This window comes from uncultured Thermosynechococcus sp. (assembly GCF_937958135.1).
Lineage (GTDB): Bacteria > Cyanobacteriota > Cyanobacteriia > Thermosynechococcales > Thermosynechococcaceae > Thermosynechococcus.
In genome coordinates, this window is the sequence record NZ_CALGOG010000037.1 from 1 (window position 1) to 16,659 (window position 16,659).

Below are 16,659 nucleotides of genomic sequence, written 5' to 3' on the forward strand. Positions count from 1 at the left end.
CTTGAGTGAGGGTGTTGTTGTTGACCTCTAGTTCAATCGAGGAATTGCCGCTATCGCCAATAGCCATGAGCAATCCGCCGTCGGGGAGCGAAAATGCTGTCCGTCCATGTTTGTCTGAGAGGTTGCAAAGAGAACCATCACGTTCTCGCAGCGATCGCCCATCAAACGTCCCGGTGCTAGGCCAGTACGATAAGCAGAGACTGTGCCATAGACATAGATGAAATAACAGAGTATCCCACTGGGCAATGGAATTACACCCTAGGGATACCCTGCCCCCCCGATAAGGGGGAGTAATTTATAACTAAGCAATCGGCGTCACATCTTCAGAACGCTCTGTACCTTCAGACGCTGGCAAGACCACCGGCAGTTCCAAAGAAGTAGCCTCAGAAGTAGGGGTTGGGGTCTCAGTTTGCTGCTGCTGTTGCCACAGGGTCACCCCCACTGCCGCTGCGGTAATCGCACCCGCACCCAGCCCTAGGGCGATCGGCAGCTTGCCGCTATCAAAGAATGAGGTATGACTCAGGCCTTGACTCAATCCTTTGGCATGGGCACAAGCTTGGGCAGAACTGGGTTGCGGCATAGCCACAAGGGTGGCAGACAGACCAACCGTAAAGGCAATGAGGGGACGCAACATAAATGACTCCTTAGCGAATGTATTCCTTGAGGACACTGTTGCGGTTGGGATGGCGCAGTTTCCGCAGAGCCTTGGCCTCAATTTGGCGAATGCGCTCGCGGGTAACGTTGAAGAGTTGACCGATTTCCTCTAACGTTTTCATGCGACCATCGTCCAACCCATACCGCAGTTTTAACACATCTCGCTCGCGGGGGCTAAGGGTGCCCAATACAGTCTCTAAGTCTTCCCGCAGCAGATGCTTCGACACTTGATCTTCCGGGGTTTCCCCCTCGGATTCAATAAAGTCCCCCAGACGGGAATCTTCCTCTTTGCCGATGGGAGTTTCAAGGGAGATGGGGAGTTGTGCCGACTTGGCAATGAAGCGCAGTTTTTCAATGGTCATTTCCATGCGATCGGCAATTTCCTCTTCAGTGGGTTTGCGCCCCATTTCTTGGGAGAGGAGCTTGGTGGTTTTCTTGATGCGGGAGATGGTTTCGTACAGGTGCACCGGCAGACGAATGGTGCGGGATTGATCGGCAATGGCACGGGTAATGGCTTGACGAATCCACCATGTGGCGTAGGTGGAAAATTTATAGCCCTTTTCATGGTCAAATTTCTCAGCAGCGCGGATTAGCCCTAGGCTGCCCTCTTGAATCAAGTCCTGAAAGGAGAGTCCTCGGTTCATGTATTTTTTGGCGATCGACACCACTAGGCGCAGGTTCGATTGCACCATTTTTTCTTTGGCCTTGCGACCGACAAAAAGACGATGACGAAACGCCTGTACCGTCATCCCCAGTTCTTTGGCCCACGGTTCAGGATTGCGCTCTAGTTCTTCGGGGGTACAGCCTAATTGTTCGCACAGGCGATCGCGCACCCGCTCCATTTCTAGGAGGTCTGCAATTTTGCGGGCTAGTTCAATTTCTTCATCGGCACGCAGCAAGCGAATGCGGCCGATTTCTTGTAAATAGAGACGAATTGAGTCCTCGGTGTAATGTTTCTTTTTGACCTGTGGGCGTCGTCGGCTGGCACGACCTTTTGTGGACTTGTCGTCAAGATCGTCACTCACCTCCTCAAAGTCTTCGCTCTCCTCGTCCTCGAGGTCTAGAGCATCAGGGGCATACTCACTGAGTAGAGCCACCTCATCTTCAAGGGGGGTCGTTGCGGGGTCGTAAACGTCAAGTACATTCGCTTGGGTCATGCCGTTGTCCTCGTAAAATCTCCCTAAATGTCCTACTAAATGTGTATTGTCGGTGTGTTGTCGGCAACCGTTGCCTTCGGTGACGCTAGAATCGTCAGCCACATTTCAAGGATTGAATGCAGCTAAGGAAAGCGGTTGGACGGGGGAATAGACTCTAGATTCCACATCCTCAGGTTCTCTACCGCTGGATTTGAAAAATTTCCTGTGTGACCTAAGGGGTCAGGGAGCAGGCAGCAGCAAGCGGTTGAGACTGTACAGGAATCTTTTGACTAATTTTAACTAAAACCTCATTGATTGTAGCCTTTCTAACAGAAATCGCCCACAGCAAAGGGGTAAATTTTTCTAGAATTCAGGGCTAGCGATCGCTCGCGTCAACAACCGCGAACAAGTTCTAATTTCCTGCTCTCAGATAAAATTTCCATCCCCCCTGAGGAAAATTTCTGGATTCTAGCTTAGCTAATGGATGTCCCTCTTGCCGTGCCCGTTGCTTTTGATCACGAATGCTCACGGAACGCCCGAATAGTTGCTTGCAGCGCCTGAGCGCCCCTGACATCACTGCTGTAATAGAACCGCAGCGGAATCACCCGCCCATTCTGCAACTCCAAAGCCAAACGAGCCAATAGCCTGCCTTTGTTGCCACGGGAGATCTGCACGACTACGTCCTTGACATCATGCCAAGGGAAGGTTTTCTTTTCTGTCTTGAGAAGACTACTATATTGCAACGATACGACACCCGCGGCTTTATCAAAAACCAGCACCAGCACCTTGGCACCAATCAAGATCAAGGGTAACCCGAGGCCCCAGCCGAAGACCAAAATCAAAAACCCCCACCAGTGGTTGTCTTCCACTAACCGCAAGGGGGGATGTTGGGGCTGCTGCAAAAAGCGGCGGATTCGTTCGGCAATGGCTTCTCGGCTCTGGCGATCGCTAGTAAATTCGCCAAAAGCAATGGAGCCACCTGTTGTTTGTAGGTGCACCTGATAGACAAGGTAACGTCGGCCACGGCCAGAACGCCACTGCTCGATAATTTCTACCCCTTGGAGCCGCGGGAGGGGAATCTGTGTGATCTGTACCCCCGTTGCCCCAGAGCGCATCCAGCGGCAACGACTATCCACAACCCGCACCTCATGGCGGCACACCAGCTCATAGCGGGCTGCAAACCAAATCGGCACCGCAGCACCAAGGCAGCATATCAGACCCGTCAGCCAAAGACCCCAAGGGCGACTGCGTAAAATCAGCCGCTGCTGAGATTTTTCAACCATTTCCATACACCCATTCTAGGGGGTGGGATTATCGGCACGGGCTTTTTGGAAAATCCCCTGTCGTCGCAGCACCTTTTCCATCCTATGCAGAGGCCACAGAACGAGCCAATCGAGTGGGCCACTTCGTTAGAGTATGATTACAGGGGTGTGATCTTCAACCCTCCCCAAGAGCCAGCCACTATGGATTACGTGAGTGGCCACTTTGGTTGAAGTCTAGATTTGGGGTTGCTGTTTATGCCAAGGCGTGGCCTGTTCATAGGCATAGGCAACGTGAAACAGGGTTTCTTCTCGCAGGACATTGCCAATCAATTGCAGGCCAATGGGTAGCCCTTCTTGATCAAAGCCACAGGGGAGACTCAAGGCGGGTAATCCCGCAAGGTTGACGGGAATGGTCATCAGGTCTGACAGATACATACTCAGGGGGTCGGCAGTTTTCTCCCCGGCCTTGAAGGCAGTGGTGGGAGCGGTGGGGCAGACCAAGACATCCACCTGGTCAAAGGCTTGGGCAAAGTCCTGCTTAATCAGGGTACGCACCTTTTGCGCTCGGAGGTAGTAGGCATCGTAGTAGCCGGCCGAAAGGGCATAGGTACCAATCATGATCCGTCGCTTTACTTCAGCGCCAAAGCCCTCGGCACGGGTTTTCATATACATTTCAAGGAGATCGCTGGCACCTTCAGCACGAAAGCCAAAGTTTACCCCATCGTAGCGAGCTAAATTGGCGGAGGCTTCCGAAGGGGCAATGATGTAATAGGTGGGCAGACCGTAAGCAAAGCGGGGACAGGAGAGTTCAACAACAGTGGCTCCCAGTTCCTGGAGGGTTTTCAGTGCAGCTTCAAGGGCACATTTCACCTCTGGTTGCACGCCCTCGCCCACCGTTTCCTGAATGAGGCCAATACGCATCCCCTCAAGATCGGGTTTGAGGGCTTGGGTGTAGTCGGGAACTGGCACCCGCAAACTGGTGGCATCCTTGGGATCATGACCCGCGATCGCCCCCAAGAGAATCGCCGCATCGGTAACAGTGGCTGCCAAAGGGCCAACTTGATCTAAGGAGGAAGCGTAGGCAACCAGCCCATAGCGGGACACCAAACCATAGGTGGGCTTGAGACCGACCACCCCACAAAAAGCGGCAGGTTGACGGATGGATCCCCCCGTATCGGAACCAAGGGCAGCAGCACATTCCCCGGCCGCAACGGCAGCAGCGGATCCGCCGGAGGATCCCCCAGAGACTCGCTCTGGATTCCAAGGATTGGCGGTGAACCCAAAAGCAGAGTTTTCGGTAGAGCTGCCCATGGCAAACTCATCGAGATTGGTCTTGCCCACCATGATCGCGCCGGCCGCCTGAAGTTTTTGGGTCACCGTGGACTCGTAGGGGGGGACAAAGTGCTCGAGCATCTTAGAGGCACAGGTGGTGCGTACCCCATAGGTGCAAAGGTTATCTTTGATGGCTAAGGGAATCCCTGTGAGCAGGCCAATGTCTTCACCGGCAGCAATGCGTTTATCCACCTCAGCAGCTTGGGCAAGGGCGCGATCGCCCGTCACGGTTAAAAAGCTATGGAGCGTCGGCTCCACTTGGGCAATGCGATCCAAATAGGCTTGGGTGATTTCAGTGGCGGAGCGTTCTTTGCGAACGAGTTGACGGTGTAGCTCCTGAATCACTGACATAAATGCAGATTTCCTAGTGACAACGCAACACTGGCGATCGCGGGCATGGCCGCAAACAGGCCGATCTTAAGTTTAGCAATGGGGCTGATCATTTATCCCCCCAGAGGAACGGTTTTGGCACAGGAGTGTCTTGAGCAAATCGGCGATATATTAAGGATCAAGAATCCCTGACAACGGTGCCCCTGCCTGTAGGGAGTATTTGATGGAGCCGCTCGACCCCGTAGATCGGGACGCCTTTACCAATCCGACATTGCAGCGATTGTGGTTCTTTGTTTATTTGCTGCCCATTTTTGGCATGATTCCGGCGCTCTGGCAGTTGAGCCGCCGCGGCAGCGATCGCCAAACCCGCCATGTCAGTCGCCTTGCCCTGCTTATCGGTCTCATTTGGCTGTTGGGCTATGGACTGCTAAACGGGGCAGCCGGTGTGAGTGAAGTCCAGTCCCTGCCCCATGGCTTACTGCTGTTTCTCAATAGTCTTTGGGGATCGGCCTACTTTCTGGTGAACTTGGGACTCATGGTGCGCCTCTGGCGGAGGCAATCCCTAAAATTGCCTCTCTTGCAGCGTTTGATGAAACACCTGCCATGACCCCTCAGCGTTGGTTTTGGCCTCTTGTGGGATTCGGCACTATTCTGGTGCTCATCCTCTGGTTAGTCTCGGCACTGACGTGGCTCTATGTGCAGGTGTCCTTTACGGCTCCCTTTTTAGCTAATCTCTTGGTGCTGGTGCTGCTTGGTCTATTGGGGGGACTGCTCTACCTTTTCTTTCGCTACCTATATTTACTGGAACGCAAGGGCAAACCCAAGCCTGCCACCGCTGTGCCCCAAGCACCCCTTGATAAAACGGAAGCCGCTGCTGAAAATCTCAAAGCCCTACGGCAACAACTGAGTCAAATTGAAGATGAGGTGGCACGGCAAGCACTGTTGGCACGGGCACGGGAGTTAGAGGAGGACTTTTACCGCCGAGAATTGCGGATTGTGGTTTTTGGCACCGGCTCAGCGGGTAAAACCTCCCTTGTCAATGCTCTAATTGGGGAGATGGTGGGAGAAGTGGCACCCACAATGGGCACAACGGAGGTGGGGCAAACCTATCGCTTTCGGCTGTCCCATACAGATCAAGAAATTCTGATTACCGATACTCCCGGCATTCTAGAAGCTGGCGTTGCGGGGACCTACCGTGAGCAATTAGCCCGCCAACTGGCCGCAGAGGCAGACTTACTGCTTTTTGTTCTCGATGATGACTTGCGCCAGTCGGAATATACCCCCTTGGTGAACTTGGTGGAAATGGGCAAGCGCTCCCTTTTGGTGCTCAACAAAATGGATTTGCGCTCCGAGGCCGATCAATTGGCTCTTTTGCGCCACCTGCGACAGCGGGTCAAGGGGTTAATTCCACCCCAGGACGTAGTGGGCATTGCCGCCCGTCCCCAACCGATTCGTTTAGAGACCGGAGAGTGGCTAGAGCCAGAACCCCACATCTGGCCATTGATTCGGCGGATGAGCGCCATTCTGCGTGAGGAAGGGGATGACCTTGTGGCCGACAACATCTTGCTCCAATCCCAACGCCTAGGGGAGCAGGCGCGCAAAATTATTGACCAGCAACGGCGACGGCGGGCAGAGAAGGTGGTAGAGCGCTACCAGTGGATTAGTGCCGCTGTGGTCTGTGTTACCCCCATCCCCATGGTGGATTTACTGGCAGCGGCGGCTGTCAATGCCCAAATGGTGATGGAAATGGGCAAGGTCTATGGTTGTGATCTGAATCGCGATCGCGCCCGCGAATTAGCCTTTTCCTTGGGCAAAACCCTTGCCAGTCTCGGCATTGTCAAAGGTGCCATGAATCTGGTGGGCACGGCTCTCCAGTTGAGTGTTGGGGGGCTGGTGGTGGGCAAAGCGGTTCAGGGGGTTACCGCCGCCTATCTCACTCGCATTGCCGGTAAGAGTTTTATTGAGTACTTTCGCCACAACCAAGACTGGGGAGATGGCGGTATGGGGGAAGTGGTGCAACGGCAGTTTCAACTCAATCGCCGCGATGAATTTATTCGAGCCTTTGTGCAGCAGGCGATCGCCCGCTTGCCGGCGCCACTGGGAACCGTGATTCCCCAAGCGATGAACTCCCCCTCATTCCACGAAGAGGAGCACTCTTAACTGATCCTCCGATTCTCCCAAGGACATCGGCAAAAACCGCTACTATGGTCAGTAAATCTTTTCATGTTGCCGATTTCGGATGAGTCTTTCGACCCGCAGCCCCGATCTTGAGGTGGAACAGCTGTTGCCGCTATGGCAGGCAGCTAGGTCTCGCTATCTGGCCGGGGAGCGATCGCCCACCGTGGTGAAGCCCCTCTTTCAAACCCTGCGAGCGATCCTAGAGCGCAACATTGATCCCCATTTAAGTCAACGCGGCGGCTATCTGCAACGCCTCGTGGAAGCCTATTTTCGCCTCTTTCCCCGCTGCCTAGAAAACCTCAGCCGCGATCAACTGCAACAGCAGGCGGTGCAAAAAACGGTGCTGCGGTTACTGCAAATTCCCGCCACCGTTATTCAAGATGAGTGCGATCGCCTCAATCGGAGCCAGTCCAATCAACCGCTAAAGCAACTTGTCTTGGCCTTTAGCCGCCCCACTCTTGTGAATCGCAATCCCCTGCCACAGCTGACCGAGGCGGAGTGTTTCCTTGCCTTCTTTATTCAGTGCCTACGCCAAGAACTCGGAGCCACGGTTCTCCTATCCCCCCAATTTCGCCACGAATACCGCGATCTGCTGCGTAGCGTCTGTCTGGGTAGCCCTGATCCCGAACAATGCCAAAGCAACCTCACAAGCTGGCTTTGGGAAGCAATGAAATCCTTTGATCCCCTCAAGCCCTTTGGGGCAACAGGTCATGGTCGTCCCACCTTTGAGGCATGGGTGCGCACTGTGATCAGCAACAAACTGGCGGATGAAAAACGCAAACTGCTCAAACGCGAGGCCGACGAGCTGCTTTTTTATGACAACCGTGCCCTCCAAGTCTTTCAAGAGCGCTATCAGGCAGCGCCCCCTGAGGTGCAGCGGGAAATTGATCCCAAAGCCTGTGCGCAGTTGATTACAATCGTGCAAACGGAGATTACCGATCCCCGTATTCGGGTCTCCACCACTCGGTTGCGTCAGCACATTGCCCAACTCTTGGGCTGGACAATTGAATACACCCGCAATATTCATCAACAGGTGCGGCGCATTCTCGGACGCTACGTCCAGTCCACCCGCTCTCTAAACATTTGTTCAACGGATAGCAACCAAGAGTGGATTGACAATTATCCCGATACCCGCACACTGCCAACCGGCAATGGCCAAGGGGTGGAGTGCATGGTGGAGTTTCTCAATGATCCCCAGACGCCGACATGGGTGAGGGATTGGTGTGAGCGCCGCCGTACCCAGGCGGAAATTGCCCGCGAACTCTTTGTTAGCCAGCCCACGATTTCTCGCTGCCTCGGTCGTGAATATCGGCTGTGGCTCTACCGTAAATTCTTTCAAGATCCCCAAATTCCGCAATGGATGAAGCGATGGTATGAAACCCAATCAATCCCCAGCCCCCACCAGCGGCGGCAAGCCCGCCGTGAAATTCACCCTGACTATGCCCGTGGCCTGTGCACGGCAAAACAAATTGATGAGCAAATAGAGGCCAAACTTGCCCAGTGGTGTGAGCATAACGACATTTACTACCTTCCCTAGGCAGCCTCGCTTTTTCGGACTTGATTTGGATACGACGGCTATGATTTCCTTTTCGGCACCGACTGTTCCCATTCGTTCCCTGACATTGGATGCCGCCCATGCGGTGCTTCAGGGCTGTCGTCCCAGTCGGCAACGGCAGGTTCTACCCTATTTGGTTGCCCTTTATTCGTTTATAGACTGGTGGGAAAATGAGGGAGTTCCCAGTAAGCAGGATGATTTGGATGATCTGCCCGATGATCTAACCTTGAGTACCACTTGGTGCGAGCGGCCAGAGGTTCTTGACCTTGTGGACATTGCGGATCTGAACTTGGAAGGGGTGCAGTTATCCCTCTATCCCGTCGAGCAGGGAGATGTTCTACGGATTCATTGCCCCACATTTTTGGGGGTAATTAACGCCGATTTGGCGGTTGCTGTTGGTTTGGATCGCGATCGCCGGCAGGCACAGATGCTGGGTTTTTGCGATCGCCAGACCCTCTTGGACTATTGGCAACACCATCCGGCCGATGCCCGAGGCTATAGCACCTTTCCCTTAGAGCAATTGCAGCCCATCTTCTACTTGCCCGAGCAAATTAGCTTCCTAAATCTGCCGCAGAACACACCTTTGACGACCAAGAGCAATACCTACAACCAACTCCTTGAAAATCTGCCACAGCTCACCCAACTCACGTTGACTGCTGAACCTAAGCAGATCCCCCTTGACAAGGAAACAGCCATCCAGCATCTTCTGCAAGCCCTTCAAGGATACACTGAAACCTCAGAAATCTCCTTCTCTCAAGATTAAGATTGAGCTTTCGGGGGCGACGTCTTTTCGGGTGAGTGCTCGTGGTAGTAGGCCTGTGTCCCCTCCTGAGTATTGATCTGACCCGGTTGAGGGCGGCGGTGAGTTTGCAACCCTTGCAATGCTTCTGACAACGCCAGACCTTCCGGGAGGGGCGATCGCACCTCCCGCACCTTGTGCCACACCGAGCGGGACATCATCAAACTGCGACGGATGGGTTCCGCCCAACTTTCAAGGTAGGCTTCCCGCTCCCCTTGGTAATCGGTAGAGGACAGTAATAGAGGAGCTGCAGGGTAAGACTGGACCAACTGGGCGATGTGAGTCAGAATCTCTGGATACAGGTGGGTATAAGCTGGATGCACCGTCAAATCTAGCCAATGGGGAATGTGTCCGTCTTTGGTTGTATGGAGCGTATAGGAGGCGATCGCCACCTTGCGCTGCGGTTCAAACACATAGGCACGGTGCACTTGCACCTGTTGCGACCAACTGGCCAAACCGTGCTGTAGCCAATCCAACAGACTCGTTTGAAAATCTCGATAGTGGCGATTAAACACTTGGCGCACGAGTGCCGGCATAGACATCGTATCCAACTCATGCAGCAACCGCGCATCAGCATTCGTGACCTTCAGCAGATTAGGGAGAGACGGCGTGCCCTGTGCCAGTTCTGCCAACTGATCCACGGAAATTTGCCAGTAGGTGAGATGCGCCAAAGGCTGGAAGCCATTTTGACGGTAGAGGTCTAGGGCCTTGCGGTGGTCAATGTTAATTTCCACAATCCAGGTGCGGGCTTCCACCAGAGTACTAAAACAATAGCGCAGGAGTTGTGTACCCACCTCCGTAAACTCTTGGGCAGCCAATTGCTGCACTTGCCATGTGGTGCGACTTTCATTGAAGGGAGCGACTTGGACAACGCCCAACACTTGATTGTCCCGCTCGGCAACATAAATGCGCTGCTTACTCATCCCCGTTAGCCATTGCAACAAATGCAGCGGCGAGGTCATCCCTCCGTTCCCTAAGGAGGGCAAGCCAAAACCTTGGTCGTGTACCCCTTCCTGGCACAGCCGCTGTTCCACCACCTCCACATCCCGATAAGTTAAGGGGCGAATCATCAAATCACCAGTAGAGGGCAAGTCGGAAACCATTAGCGGGCACCAATCACTACCTCTATCTTAAGGACTCCGGCCCCACAGTAAAAACAAAGGGGCGATGCCCCACGACAACCGCCCCAGCAACATAAATCCCCCAAAATTGCCTTAGTAAAGTTCTTCTTCTTGGTTGGTGAGAATTTTACAGTCAGAACGGGGATAGGCCACACAGGTGAGCACAAAGCCCTTCTCGATTTGATCATCATCCAAGAAGGACTGATCCGACTGATCCACTTCCCCTTCCAGCAGCTTACCAGCGCAGGTAGAGCACGCACCGGCACGGCAGGAGAAGGGCAGGTCTATGCCTTGCTCTTCGGCCACATCTAGAATGTACTCATCTTCGGGCACATCAATGGTTGTTTCACTTCCATCAGGACGTACAAGCGTTACTTTATAGGTTGCCATGAATCTTGTCCTCTCATCTAGGGAAAAGGCAGGGAGCCATCACGCTCCAATTTAGATACTAGGGGAAAACCCCAGCCTTGATAGTCGGATTCCGCTCAGGCTTTGTATCGTTTTCGTAATTTCAGGCTCCCAAGGTATCTGAAATACTTATAGACATTGAAACCTATGGAGAAAATTAAGCCAACTCGATGCCTGGCGCTATTCACCGACACAATGGCGCGGCGGCACCACCAACTCCCCTGTCCGATAGCGGTGCACCATTGCTGAAAGGGCTTTCTCCATTTCGCGACTAAAACGCTGCGGGTTCCAAAGAGGAGCAGAGCGCTTTGCTTGCCGCAGTTTCCAGCTTACCCGCTGCCGCAGGTCTGGCTCTGTGCCAAAGCGAATTCCCCAATTTACGTACTCCTCATCCGTCCAAGCAATTCCCTCCTCTACACCCACGTTCTTCAAAAACGTATAGGTGTGCCGCGCCACAAACTGCTGGCCTACCTTCGTTACAATTGGCACCTCCATCCAGAGGGCTTCGAGACTCATCGCACCCCCTGTATAGGGATACGTATCCAAGACCACATCCACGTCATAATAATTTGCGCGGTGAATCTCTGGGGGATTTGACGTCAAGAAGTAGAGCTTGCTCACGTCAAACTGATTTACCTCCGCAAAGCTGCGACACCACTCCTCAAAAATCTTGCTGCTATGGTGATACTTGATGAGGAGCACCGCATTGGGAACTGCCTCCACAATGGCAAACTGCAACTTCAAGATCTCCGGCTGTATCTTGCTGGTGCGCTGGGCACACATAAAAACAACTGTGTCGGCACTCAAACCCAGCTGTTCCCGAATCCCTGCTTTATTAGCCACCTCGTAGCCATCGAGGGAAAGGTAGCAATCCGGTAAACGCCACAGGGTTTCTGTGTACCACGCTTGTGCTCCCTCAGGAAGAATGTAGGGGTCAACAATAAAGTAGTCCACCGTCGGTATGCCGCTCGCATCAAACCCGACCCATGTCGCTTGCACCGGCGCCGGCTTCAGATGGAGAGCCATCCAAGACATGTCAATAGTGCAACTGTCAAGATCAATTAGGATATCTAAGTCGTCATCATGTATAACACTGGCAATTTTTTCTGCATCAGGTTCCGTGAGAGAGCGAAAATGATCGAAAGCAGCCTTGAACCATTCGCGCATGTTATCCGATGCTTCCTTTCTGTATTCAATGCTATAGGCGTGTAATGTAAAATTATCTCTGTTGCGCAAGCGGATAAAAGAGCGGATTTGATTCCCGGCGGGGTGTGTTTTGAAGCAAACACCAAGGAAGCCAACTTTTATTTTTTCAGGTTTAGAAATGTTATTTGAAAAAGCTTTCTCTATGGGCTGATGCTTTTTCAACTGGTAGAAGAGAGGAGCTTTCCCTTGAGCTAGTTGGTTCCTGTGGTTAAAGATTGGCTTGAGAAAGCTTGGTTGATCAATATAGTGGCTTAGTATGAAATAAGAAGAAACGGTATAAAATAAAGTAGGAAAGGTAATATTCTCCTTGTTTAGGTGTTCATAATAGTTATTGAAGTCATTGATGTTATCTAACCACTGTCTCCACAAATAACTCATTTCTTGTGATAGCTGCATATTGTATTTATAAGTCTGCAAGACGTCTATTTTACGGCTCAAAGCCAAGTCTTTCCCAATCGGAGTCAAACCTAGAGAATCTTCTAAAAGGGAGTTAGCGCACGCTAATGCTAGTTCCGGTGACTTTGACTTAATGAGAGCTGAAGCCAGAAAATGATAAGCAGCAAAGTCAATCGGTGAGATTTTCATATAGGTTTTTGCTAGATTTTTTGCCATTTTTTCTGGATTATTTAAGATTAGCTCAAATAGTAAATGACTTATCTCTTTTTTTAAGCCAAGCTGCTCTGCCCAGTTTTCAATTAATTTATTAGTTTCTTCGTCAATTTCATAGCTAACCAATAGCTTCCTTAGTGTTTCTAGGATAAGTTCTTTATCCTCTTCTGTTATTTCAGTATCTTCAAAGTGTGTACTATTCAAACTGTTAATCAGCGATCTAATGTCGTCAGGCGGTAAAGATAATTTAATAGATAAATCTAAAAGAGTAGTGGACGTTTTAGGAGTGGCTTGAAACTCATAGGCATAGCTTGCAAGGGCAAATCTACTTTCCAATGAAAATTTTTCATAATTTGCCAAATCAATTAAGATTTTAGACCAGGTATGACTGGCGCTAAGATACTGCTCCTCAGGATATTCGGTCATACAGAAAGACCATAGCAACTGTGCTTCCGTTTCTTTTCCCTGTAAAATGTAGGCAGCACCCTGATAAGCAAACCAATCAGCCTCTTCGGGACGCTGCTCAATCAACTGAATACAGGTGTCAATAACCAATTGATAGCGTTCATGCTTAAGGTAAAATTCGAGACGACTTTTCCAACTTTCAGTAGTTAATACAACAGGCCGATTATTTATCAAGGTCTCCAGGAAGTTAATCCACTCATCCGCACGCCGTTGCCACGTATAGTGGTCATGGATATAGTTGACTTGAGTCCGTAAATGACTTTCTAATTTCAGATGGTTCTCTGGATAGGAGAACTGCTCTATAACTCGTGCTAGAGCTTGTTCATACCTTGCTTGATAGGTTGGCCAGTCAGTCGTGAATTCGACTAGTTCTGCAAAGCCTGCTGTGGTCTCTGGGAGGGCACCTAGTGCAGATGTCACAATAAAGCAGCCACTGGCCATTGCTTCGAGGGCAGAAATGCAGGAGGTTTCAGCAAAAGTATTGGGATAACTCAAAATAGCAGTCTTTTTCAAGGCTTTAGCTAATGTTGTTTGGGAACAGCTACCATGGTAGTTAACTCCCGAAAGTTTTTTGAATTTTTCGTAGAGTCCTTGCCATTGATCTTCAGCAGGACTGACTTGATAAACACTCATACTAGAGTAAACGTCTAACTCTAGATTCGAGTATCTTTGATAAACTCTTGGATAAATCTGCAACAACTGCTCTAGTCCACGAAAAGGAGTGCTTGTGTAGGCAAGCCTGATGCGGGGTAGCTTTGCTTGGAGAATTGCTTCTTCTGGGGAAAATAGATGTTCAAAATAGGGGCTAACTGCGTTACGCAAGACAACGAGAAGATGGGGCGCAAGTTTGAACTGAGTTAGGTACTGCTGCTGCTGCCACTCGCTAACAAAAACAATACGATCTATTAAAGATACAATTCTGGGATCACTTAGGTTTTGAACTGCTGGTTGATCAACATGGTGTTGTGTCCATAAAACCAAGCTAGTACTTGGGGGTAGTATTGTTCTTAAATCCTGGATAGAAAAAGCACTGTTGAGTACAATACAGACGTTAGGTTGAATAAAAGCTAAGTTCTCCTTGGAAAGAGCAGACAGTGGTAGGTGTGGAATTCCTGCAATAATGGATATCTCCTGACAGTTATTAGCTAGAAAGACCTCTTGCCCTTTCCTCTGGAGGCTAAGTAGCAGATAGCACAGTGCTGACTGCGATCCTCCTAAAGGACTTTCTTTTGGTGTCTCGACTGTATAGGAGAGGGAGGAAGGGTCAACAAACAGTAAGCGCATAAACTTTAACATTACGGGAGAGGGATAAGCATATAGTAGTGAAAAAAAGCTAGGAAAGATATTCCTAGCTCCATATAAGACCTTAGTTGTTCTTTTGACTGGTTTAACTAACTCTCAGAGTACTACTACTGGCATGCAGTAGTCTGTGGAGCCTGGTTACTATTGTCCCCCGTTTTTGCAACCACGGTTGCACTTGTTGTGCCACCACTAGCAATAACACAGCCTAGGACACCTGTGCCAGCACTGTCATCGGCAGTAAAGGCAATGTATGCTGCCTTCGCGGGGTTGTTGTCCCGAGTTATGACTCCATCCTGGTAGCCCTCAACACTAGTAATAGAGCTGCCTACCCCCAACTGTGCCACATTCTGTGCAAACTGGGTGTTCTCCAAGCGGTAGGCCTGCTGCGCACGGTTGATAGCGCCAGCAGCATTTTTGGCAGCCGCTAGACGAGCTTTATTGGCTTGGTTGAGCATCGAGGGCAGGGCAATGGCGGCGAGGATACCGATGATGATGACCACCACCAGCAGCTCGATGAGGGTGAAACCTTCATCGGCTTTTTTCTTGGCCAGCAGGTGCTGGAGGAATTTGGCTTTCAGTTCGGTTTTCATAGTTTCCTAAACTCCTTGTTCAAGACATTTACCTGTCTCTAGATCAGAACATACCCACCTCAGGGGGCAAAATTAACAGCGACCCAAAAATTCCTTGAGTTTTTTTGCCGTTCCCTAGGGGAGCGATCTGTTAAAGTAGGGTTGGTCGTAAACTAGGCAACTCTGGTCGTGTCGGTCGGCTGGCTGTTATGGAAAACCGCGGAAATGGTTTTGGTTGGGGCTTTGTGGTCGGTGCAGTGGTAGGGGGTATTGTCGGCTCTATCGTCACTTTGCTTGTAAGGGAGAATTCCAGTAACAAGCTGCAACTCTCAAAGCGAGAGAGGCCTGAATCTCTCAACGGCAATGATGAACGCCTGATGGAATCCATGCGCCTAGAACTGGAAGCCAAGATAGCCCAGATCAATGAAGCAGTGGATGACCTGCAGCATCGGCTAAGTAATGAAAACGAGTCCTAAGCGCCAGGGCAAAAATAAAAGACTTGAGACAAAGGGAAGTTATCTCAAGCCGAGGAAAAGTTTGTCGCCCCTTGTGTCCTCAGAGGCAACTAGTAGGCCAGCCCCATGCTGCGGGTAGTTTCTGCACCCAAATAAACCCGGATGCTCAAAAAGTCCGTAGGGCAGGCGGTTTCGCAGCGTTTGCAGCCAACGCAGTCTTCCGTACGGGGGGAAGAGGCAATTTGCCCGGCTTTGCAGCCATCCCAAGGCACCATTTCCAAGACATCAGTGGGGCAGGCGCGCACGCACTGAGTGCAGCCAATGCAGGTATCGTAGATTTTGACGGTGTGAGCCATGAAATATCCGCTCCTAAAACAATCAGGATGTTAGCTAGCTGCCCTACCATCAGCTCAGGGAAGCCCTCAGCTCCGACAATAAGGGCAGTCTGGAGATAAATACCGAGATTTAGGATACCGCAGGGGCGGGTGGCGAGGCGGCGTGGATGGACAAACTTCAAAGAATGTAACTTTTTTGTAAAGTCCGGTAAATTTACCTATGGGGGGATCAATCTTGGGGAAAACAGATCTTAATCCGGGGTATTTGAGGAACCGAAAGGCGTTTGCAGGATTCCAAGGATAGTGTTGTCGGATGCGTTGCGTGTGGTGGTCAATGGCTTGGAAGTGGTTCCCCCTTGTTGTAGGGAGCGCAGGTCTGCTGCTCACGCCTGTGCCCTCACCTGGCTCCTTAGCTCAAACTGCCCCACGTCCAGAGGTGATTGCTCCGTGGGAGATCGTAAACTACGCCCGCGTGGTTCTGGAAATTGAACCCATCCGCCAACGATACTATCGCCAAGCCCAAGCGGTTTTCCAAGGTCAAGTACCTCGGAATTCTTGCTTTGGCATGAATCCCCAAAATATCCCCATTGGCCTAGAAACCATTTGCGCTAACTATATGCGCGAGGCCATGCTGGTACTGAAAAAGTATAATATGACCATGGAGCAATTCAATGGGATTACACGGCGGGCGCAGCAGGACAGTGCTTTGAGCCAACGCATTCAAACTGAAATGTTGCGATTACAGCAACATTAGTTTTGCTGCCTTCAACAAGTAAATAACCTTATGCCACCTAGTTTAAGCATTATTACAGCGACCTATAATGCCGAGAGTGACCTTCCTAACCTGATTGCCTCCTTGGTGGCTCAAACAGATGCCGACTTCGAGTGGGTGGTGGCCGACGGCAACTCCACAGACCGAACATTGGAACTAATAGACAAAGCA

16 protein-coding genes are annotated in these 16,659 nt (G+C 51.1%); 7 read left to right on the forward strand and 9 right to left on the reverse strand.

Going from position 1 to position 16,659, the window contains the following annotated elements:
- Positions 1-301 precede the first annotated feature (301 nt).
- The 4 genes from Q0711_RS04980 to gatA form a co-directional block, all read right to left on the reverse strand.
- Complete coding sequence (locus tag Q0711_RS04980) at positions 302-634, reverse strand: hypothetical protein (RefSeq protein ID WP_298613374.1); 333 nt, start codon at positions 632-634, stop codon at positions 302-304.
- Positions 635-644: 10 nt separating this feature from the next.
- Positions 645-1,811 (reverse strand): RNA polymerase sigma factor RpoD, encoded by a 1,167-nt coding sequence (gene rpoD, locus Q0711_RS04985; RefSeq protein ID WP_298613377.1) that lies wholly within the window; start codon positions 1,809-1,811, stop codon positions 645-647.
- Positions 1,812-2,305: 494 nt separating this feature from the next.
- Positions 2,306-3,073, reverse strand: a complete 768-nt coding sequence (locus Q0711_RS04990) for a hypothetical protein (protein WP_298613380.1) — start codon at positions 3,071-3,073, stop codon at positions 2,306-2,308.
- Between the two features lie 213 nt (positions 3,074-3,286).
- Positions 3,287-4,735, reverse strand: a complete 1,449-nt coding sequence (gatA, locus tag Q0711_RS04995) for an Asp-tRNA(Asn)/Glu-tRNA(Gln) amidotransferase subunit GatA (protein WP_298613384.1) — start codon at positions 4,733-4,735, stop codon at positions 3,287-3,289.
- A gap of 202 nt (positions 4,736-4,937) precedes the next feature.
- Here gatA and Q0711_RS05000 point away from each other — a divergent pair, with 202 nt between their 5' ends.
- From Q0711_RS05000 to Q0711_RS05015, 4 genes are all read left to right on the forward strand, one after another.
- Positions 4,938-5,321, forward strand: a complete 384-nt coding sequence (locus Q0711_RS05000; protein WP_298613387.1) for a hypothetical protein — start codon at positions 4,938-4,940, stop codon at positions 5,319-5,321.
- Complete coding sequence (locus Q0711_RS05005; protein ID WP_298613391.1) at positions 5,318-6,874, forward strand: DUF697 domain-containing protein; 1,557 nt, start codon at positions 5,318-5,320, stop codon at positions 6,872-6,874. Before Q0711_RS05000 ends, Q0711_RS05005 begins: the two co-directional genes overlap by 4 nt.
- A gap of 79 nt (positions 6,875-6,953) precedes the next feature.
- Positions 6,954-8,429 carry a hypothetical protein gene (locus tag Q0711_RS05010; protein ID WP_298613394.1) on the forward strand — a complete coding sequence of 492 codons (1,476 nt, stop codon included), beginning with the start codon at positions 6,954-6,956 and terminating at the stop codon, positions 8,427-8,429.
- Between the two features lie 40 nt (positions 8,430-8,469).
- Positions 8,470-9,210, forward strand: a complete 741-nt coding sequence (locus tag Q0711_RS05015) for a hypothetical protein (protein ID WP_298613397.1) — start codon at positions 8,470-8,472, stop codon at positions 9,208-9,210.
- Here Q0711_RS05015 and Q0711_RS05020 read toward each other — a convergent pair.
- The 4 genes from Q0711_RS05020 to Q0711_RS05035 form a co-directional block, all read right to left on the reverse strand.
- Positions 9,207-10,349 carry a GNAT family N-acetyltransferase gene (locus tag Q0711_RS05020; protein WP_298613400.1) on the reverse strand — a complete coding sequence of 381 codons (1,143 nt, stop codon included), beginning with the start codon at positions 10,347-10,349 and terminating at the stop codon, positions 9,207-9,209. The two genes, Q0711_RS05015 and Q0711_RS05020, sit on opposite strands and share 4 nt — an antisense overlap.
- A gap of 111 nt (positions 10,350-10,460) precedes the next feature.
- A complete protein-coding gene (petF1, locus tag Q0711_RS05025; RefSeq protein ID WP_298613403.1) occupies positions 10,461-10,757 on the reverse strand; it encodes a ferredoxin PetF1 in 297 nt (98 codons plus the stop codon).
- Positions 10,758-10,955: 198 nt separating this feature from the next.
- Positions 10,956-14,339 (reverse strand): glycosyltransferase, encoded by a 3,384-nt coding sequence (locus tag Q0711_RS05030; RefSeq protein WP_299041829.1) that lies wholly within the window; start codon positions 14,337-14,339, stop codon positions 10,956-10,958.
- 125 nt (positions 14,340-14,464) lie between these two features.
- Positions 14,465-14,947, reverse strand: a complete 483-nt coding sequence (locus tag Q0711_RS05035; protein WP_299041832.1) for a type IV pilin-like G/H family protein — start codon at positions 14,945-14,947, stop codon at positions 14,465-14,467.
- A 188-nt stretch (positions 14,948-15,135) separates the two neighbouring features.
- Between Q0711_RS05035 and Q0711_RS05040 the strand changes: the two genes are divergently transcribed.
- Positions 15,136-15,402 carry a hypothetical protein gene (locus Q0711_RS05040; RefSeq protein WP_299041834.1) on the forward strand — a complete coding sequence of 89 codons (267 nt, stop codon included), beginning with the start codon at positions 15,136-15,138 and terminating at the stop codon, positions 15,400-15,402.
- A gap of 89 nt (positions 15,403-15,491) precedes the next feature.
- Here the strand turns inward: Q0711_RS05040 and psaC are convergent, their stop codons facing one another.
- The gene (gene psaC, locus Q0711_RS05045; RefSeq protein WP_011056855.1) at positions 15,492-15,737 is read right to left on the reverse strand and encodes a photosystem I iron-sulfur center protein PsaC; all 246 of its coding nucleotides are present in this window, start codon (positions 15,735-15,737) and stop codon (positions 15,492-15,494) included.
- 292 nt (positions 15,738-16,029) lie between these two features.
- On the opposite strand from psaC, the gene Q0711_RS05050 reads away from it, so the two are divergent.
- Positions 16,030-16,470 (forward strand): DUF4168 domain-containing protein, encoded by a 441-nt coding sequence (locus Q0711_RS05050; protein WP_299041839.1) that lies wholly within the window; start codon positions 16,030-16,032, stop codon positions 16,468-16,470.
- Between the two features lie 30 nt (positions 16,471-16,500).
- The coding region (locus Q0711_RS11670) for a glycosyltransferase (protein ID WP_366519089.1) at positions 16,501-16,659 on the forward strand (159 nt) is incomplete at its 3' end.

Excerpts from the sequence above, each read along its gene's own strand:
- Q0711_RS04980 (WP_298613374.1), bottom strand. The coding sequence starts at position 634 with ATGTTGCGTCCCCTCATTGCCTTTACGGTTGGTCTGTCTGCCACCCTT.
- rpoD (WP_298613377.1), bottom strand. The coding sequence starts at position 1,811 with ATGACCCAAGCGAATGTACTTGACGTTTACGACCCCGCAACGACCCCC.
- Q0711_RS04990 (WP_298613380.1), bottom strand. The coding sequence starts at position 3,073 with ATGGTTGAAAAATCTCAGCAGCGGCTGATTTTACGCAGTCGCCCTTGG.
- gatA (WP_298613384.1), bottom strand. The coding sequence starts at position 4,735 with ATGTCAGTGATTCAGGAGCTACACCGTCAACTCGTTCGCAAAGAACGC.
- Q0711_RS05000 (WP_298613387.1), top strand. The coding sequence starts at position 4,938 with ATGGAGCCGCTCGACCCCGTAGATCGGGACGCCTTTACCAATCCGACA.
- Q0711_RS05005 (WP_298613391.1), top strand. The coding sequence starts at position 5,318 with ATGACCCCTCAGCGTTGGTTTTGGCCTCTTGTGGGATTCGGCACTATT.
- Q0711_RS05010 (WP_298613394.1), top strand. The coding sequence starts at position 6,954 with ATGAGTCTTTCGACCCGCAGCCCCGATCTTGAGGTGGAACAGCTGTTG.
- Q0711_RS05015 (WP_298613397.1), top strand. The coding sequence starts at position 8,470 with ATGATTTCCTTTTCGGCACCGACTGTTCCCATTCGTTCCCTGACATTG.
- Q0711_RS05020 (WP_298613400.1), bottom strand. The coding sequence starts at position 10,349 with ATGGTTTCCGACTTGCCCTCTACTGGTGATTTGATGATTCGCCCCTTA.
- petF1 (WP_298613403.1), bottom strand. The coding sequence starts at position 10,757 with ATGGCAACCTATAAAGTAACGCTTGTACGTCCTGATGGAAGTGAAACA.
- Q0711_RS05030 (WP_299041829.1), bottom strand. The coding sequence starts at position 14,339 with ATGCGCTTACTGTTTGTTGACCCTTCCTCCCTCTCCTATACAGTCGAG.
- Q0711_RS05035 (WP_299041832.1), bottom strand. The coding sequence starts at position 14,947 with ATGAAAACCGAACTGAAAGCCAAATTCCTCCAGCACCTGCTGGCCAAG.
- Q0711_RS05040 (WP_299041834.1), top strand. The coding sequence starts at position 15,136 with ATGGAAAACCGCGGAAATGGTTTTGGTTGGGGCTTTGTGGTCGGTGCA.
- psaC (WP_011056855.1), bottom strand. The coding sequence starts at position 15,737 with ATGGCTCACACCGTCAAAATCTACGATACCTGCATTGGCTGCACTCAG.
- Q0711_RS05050 (WP_299041839.1), top strand. The coding sequence starts at position 16,030 with ATGCGTTGCGTGTGGTGGTCAATGGCTTGGAAGTGGTTCCCCCTTGTT.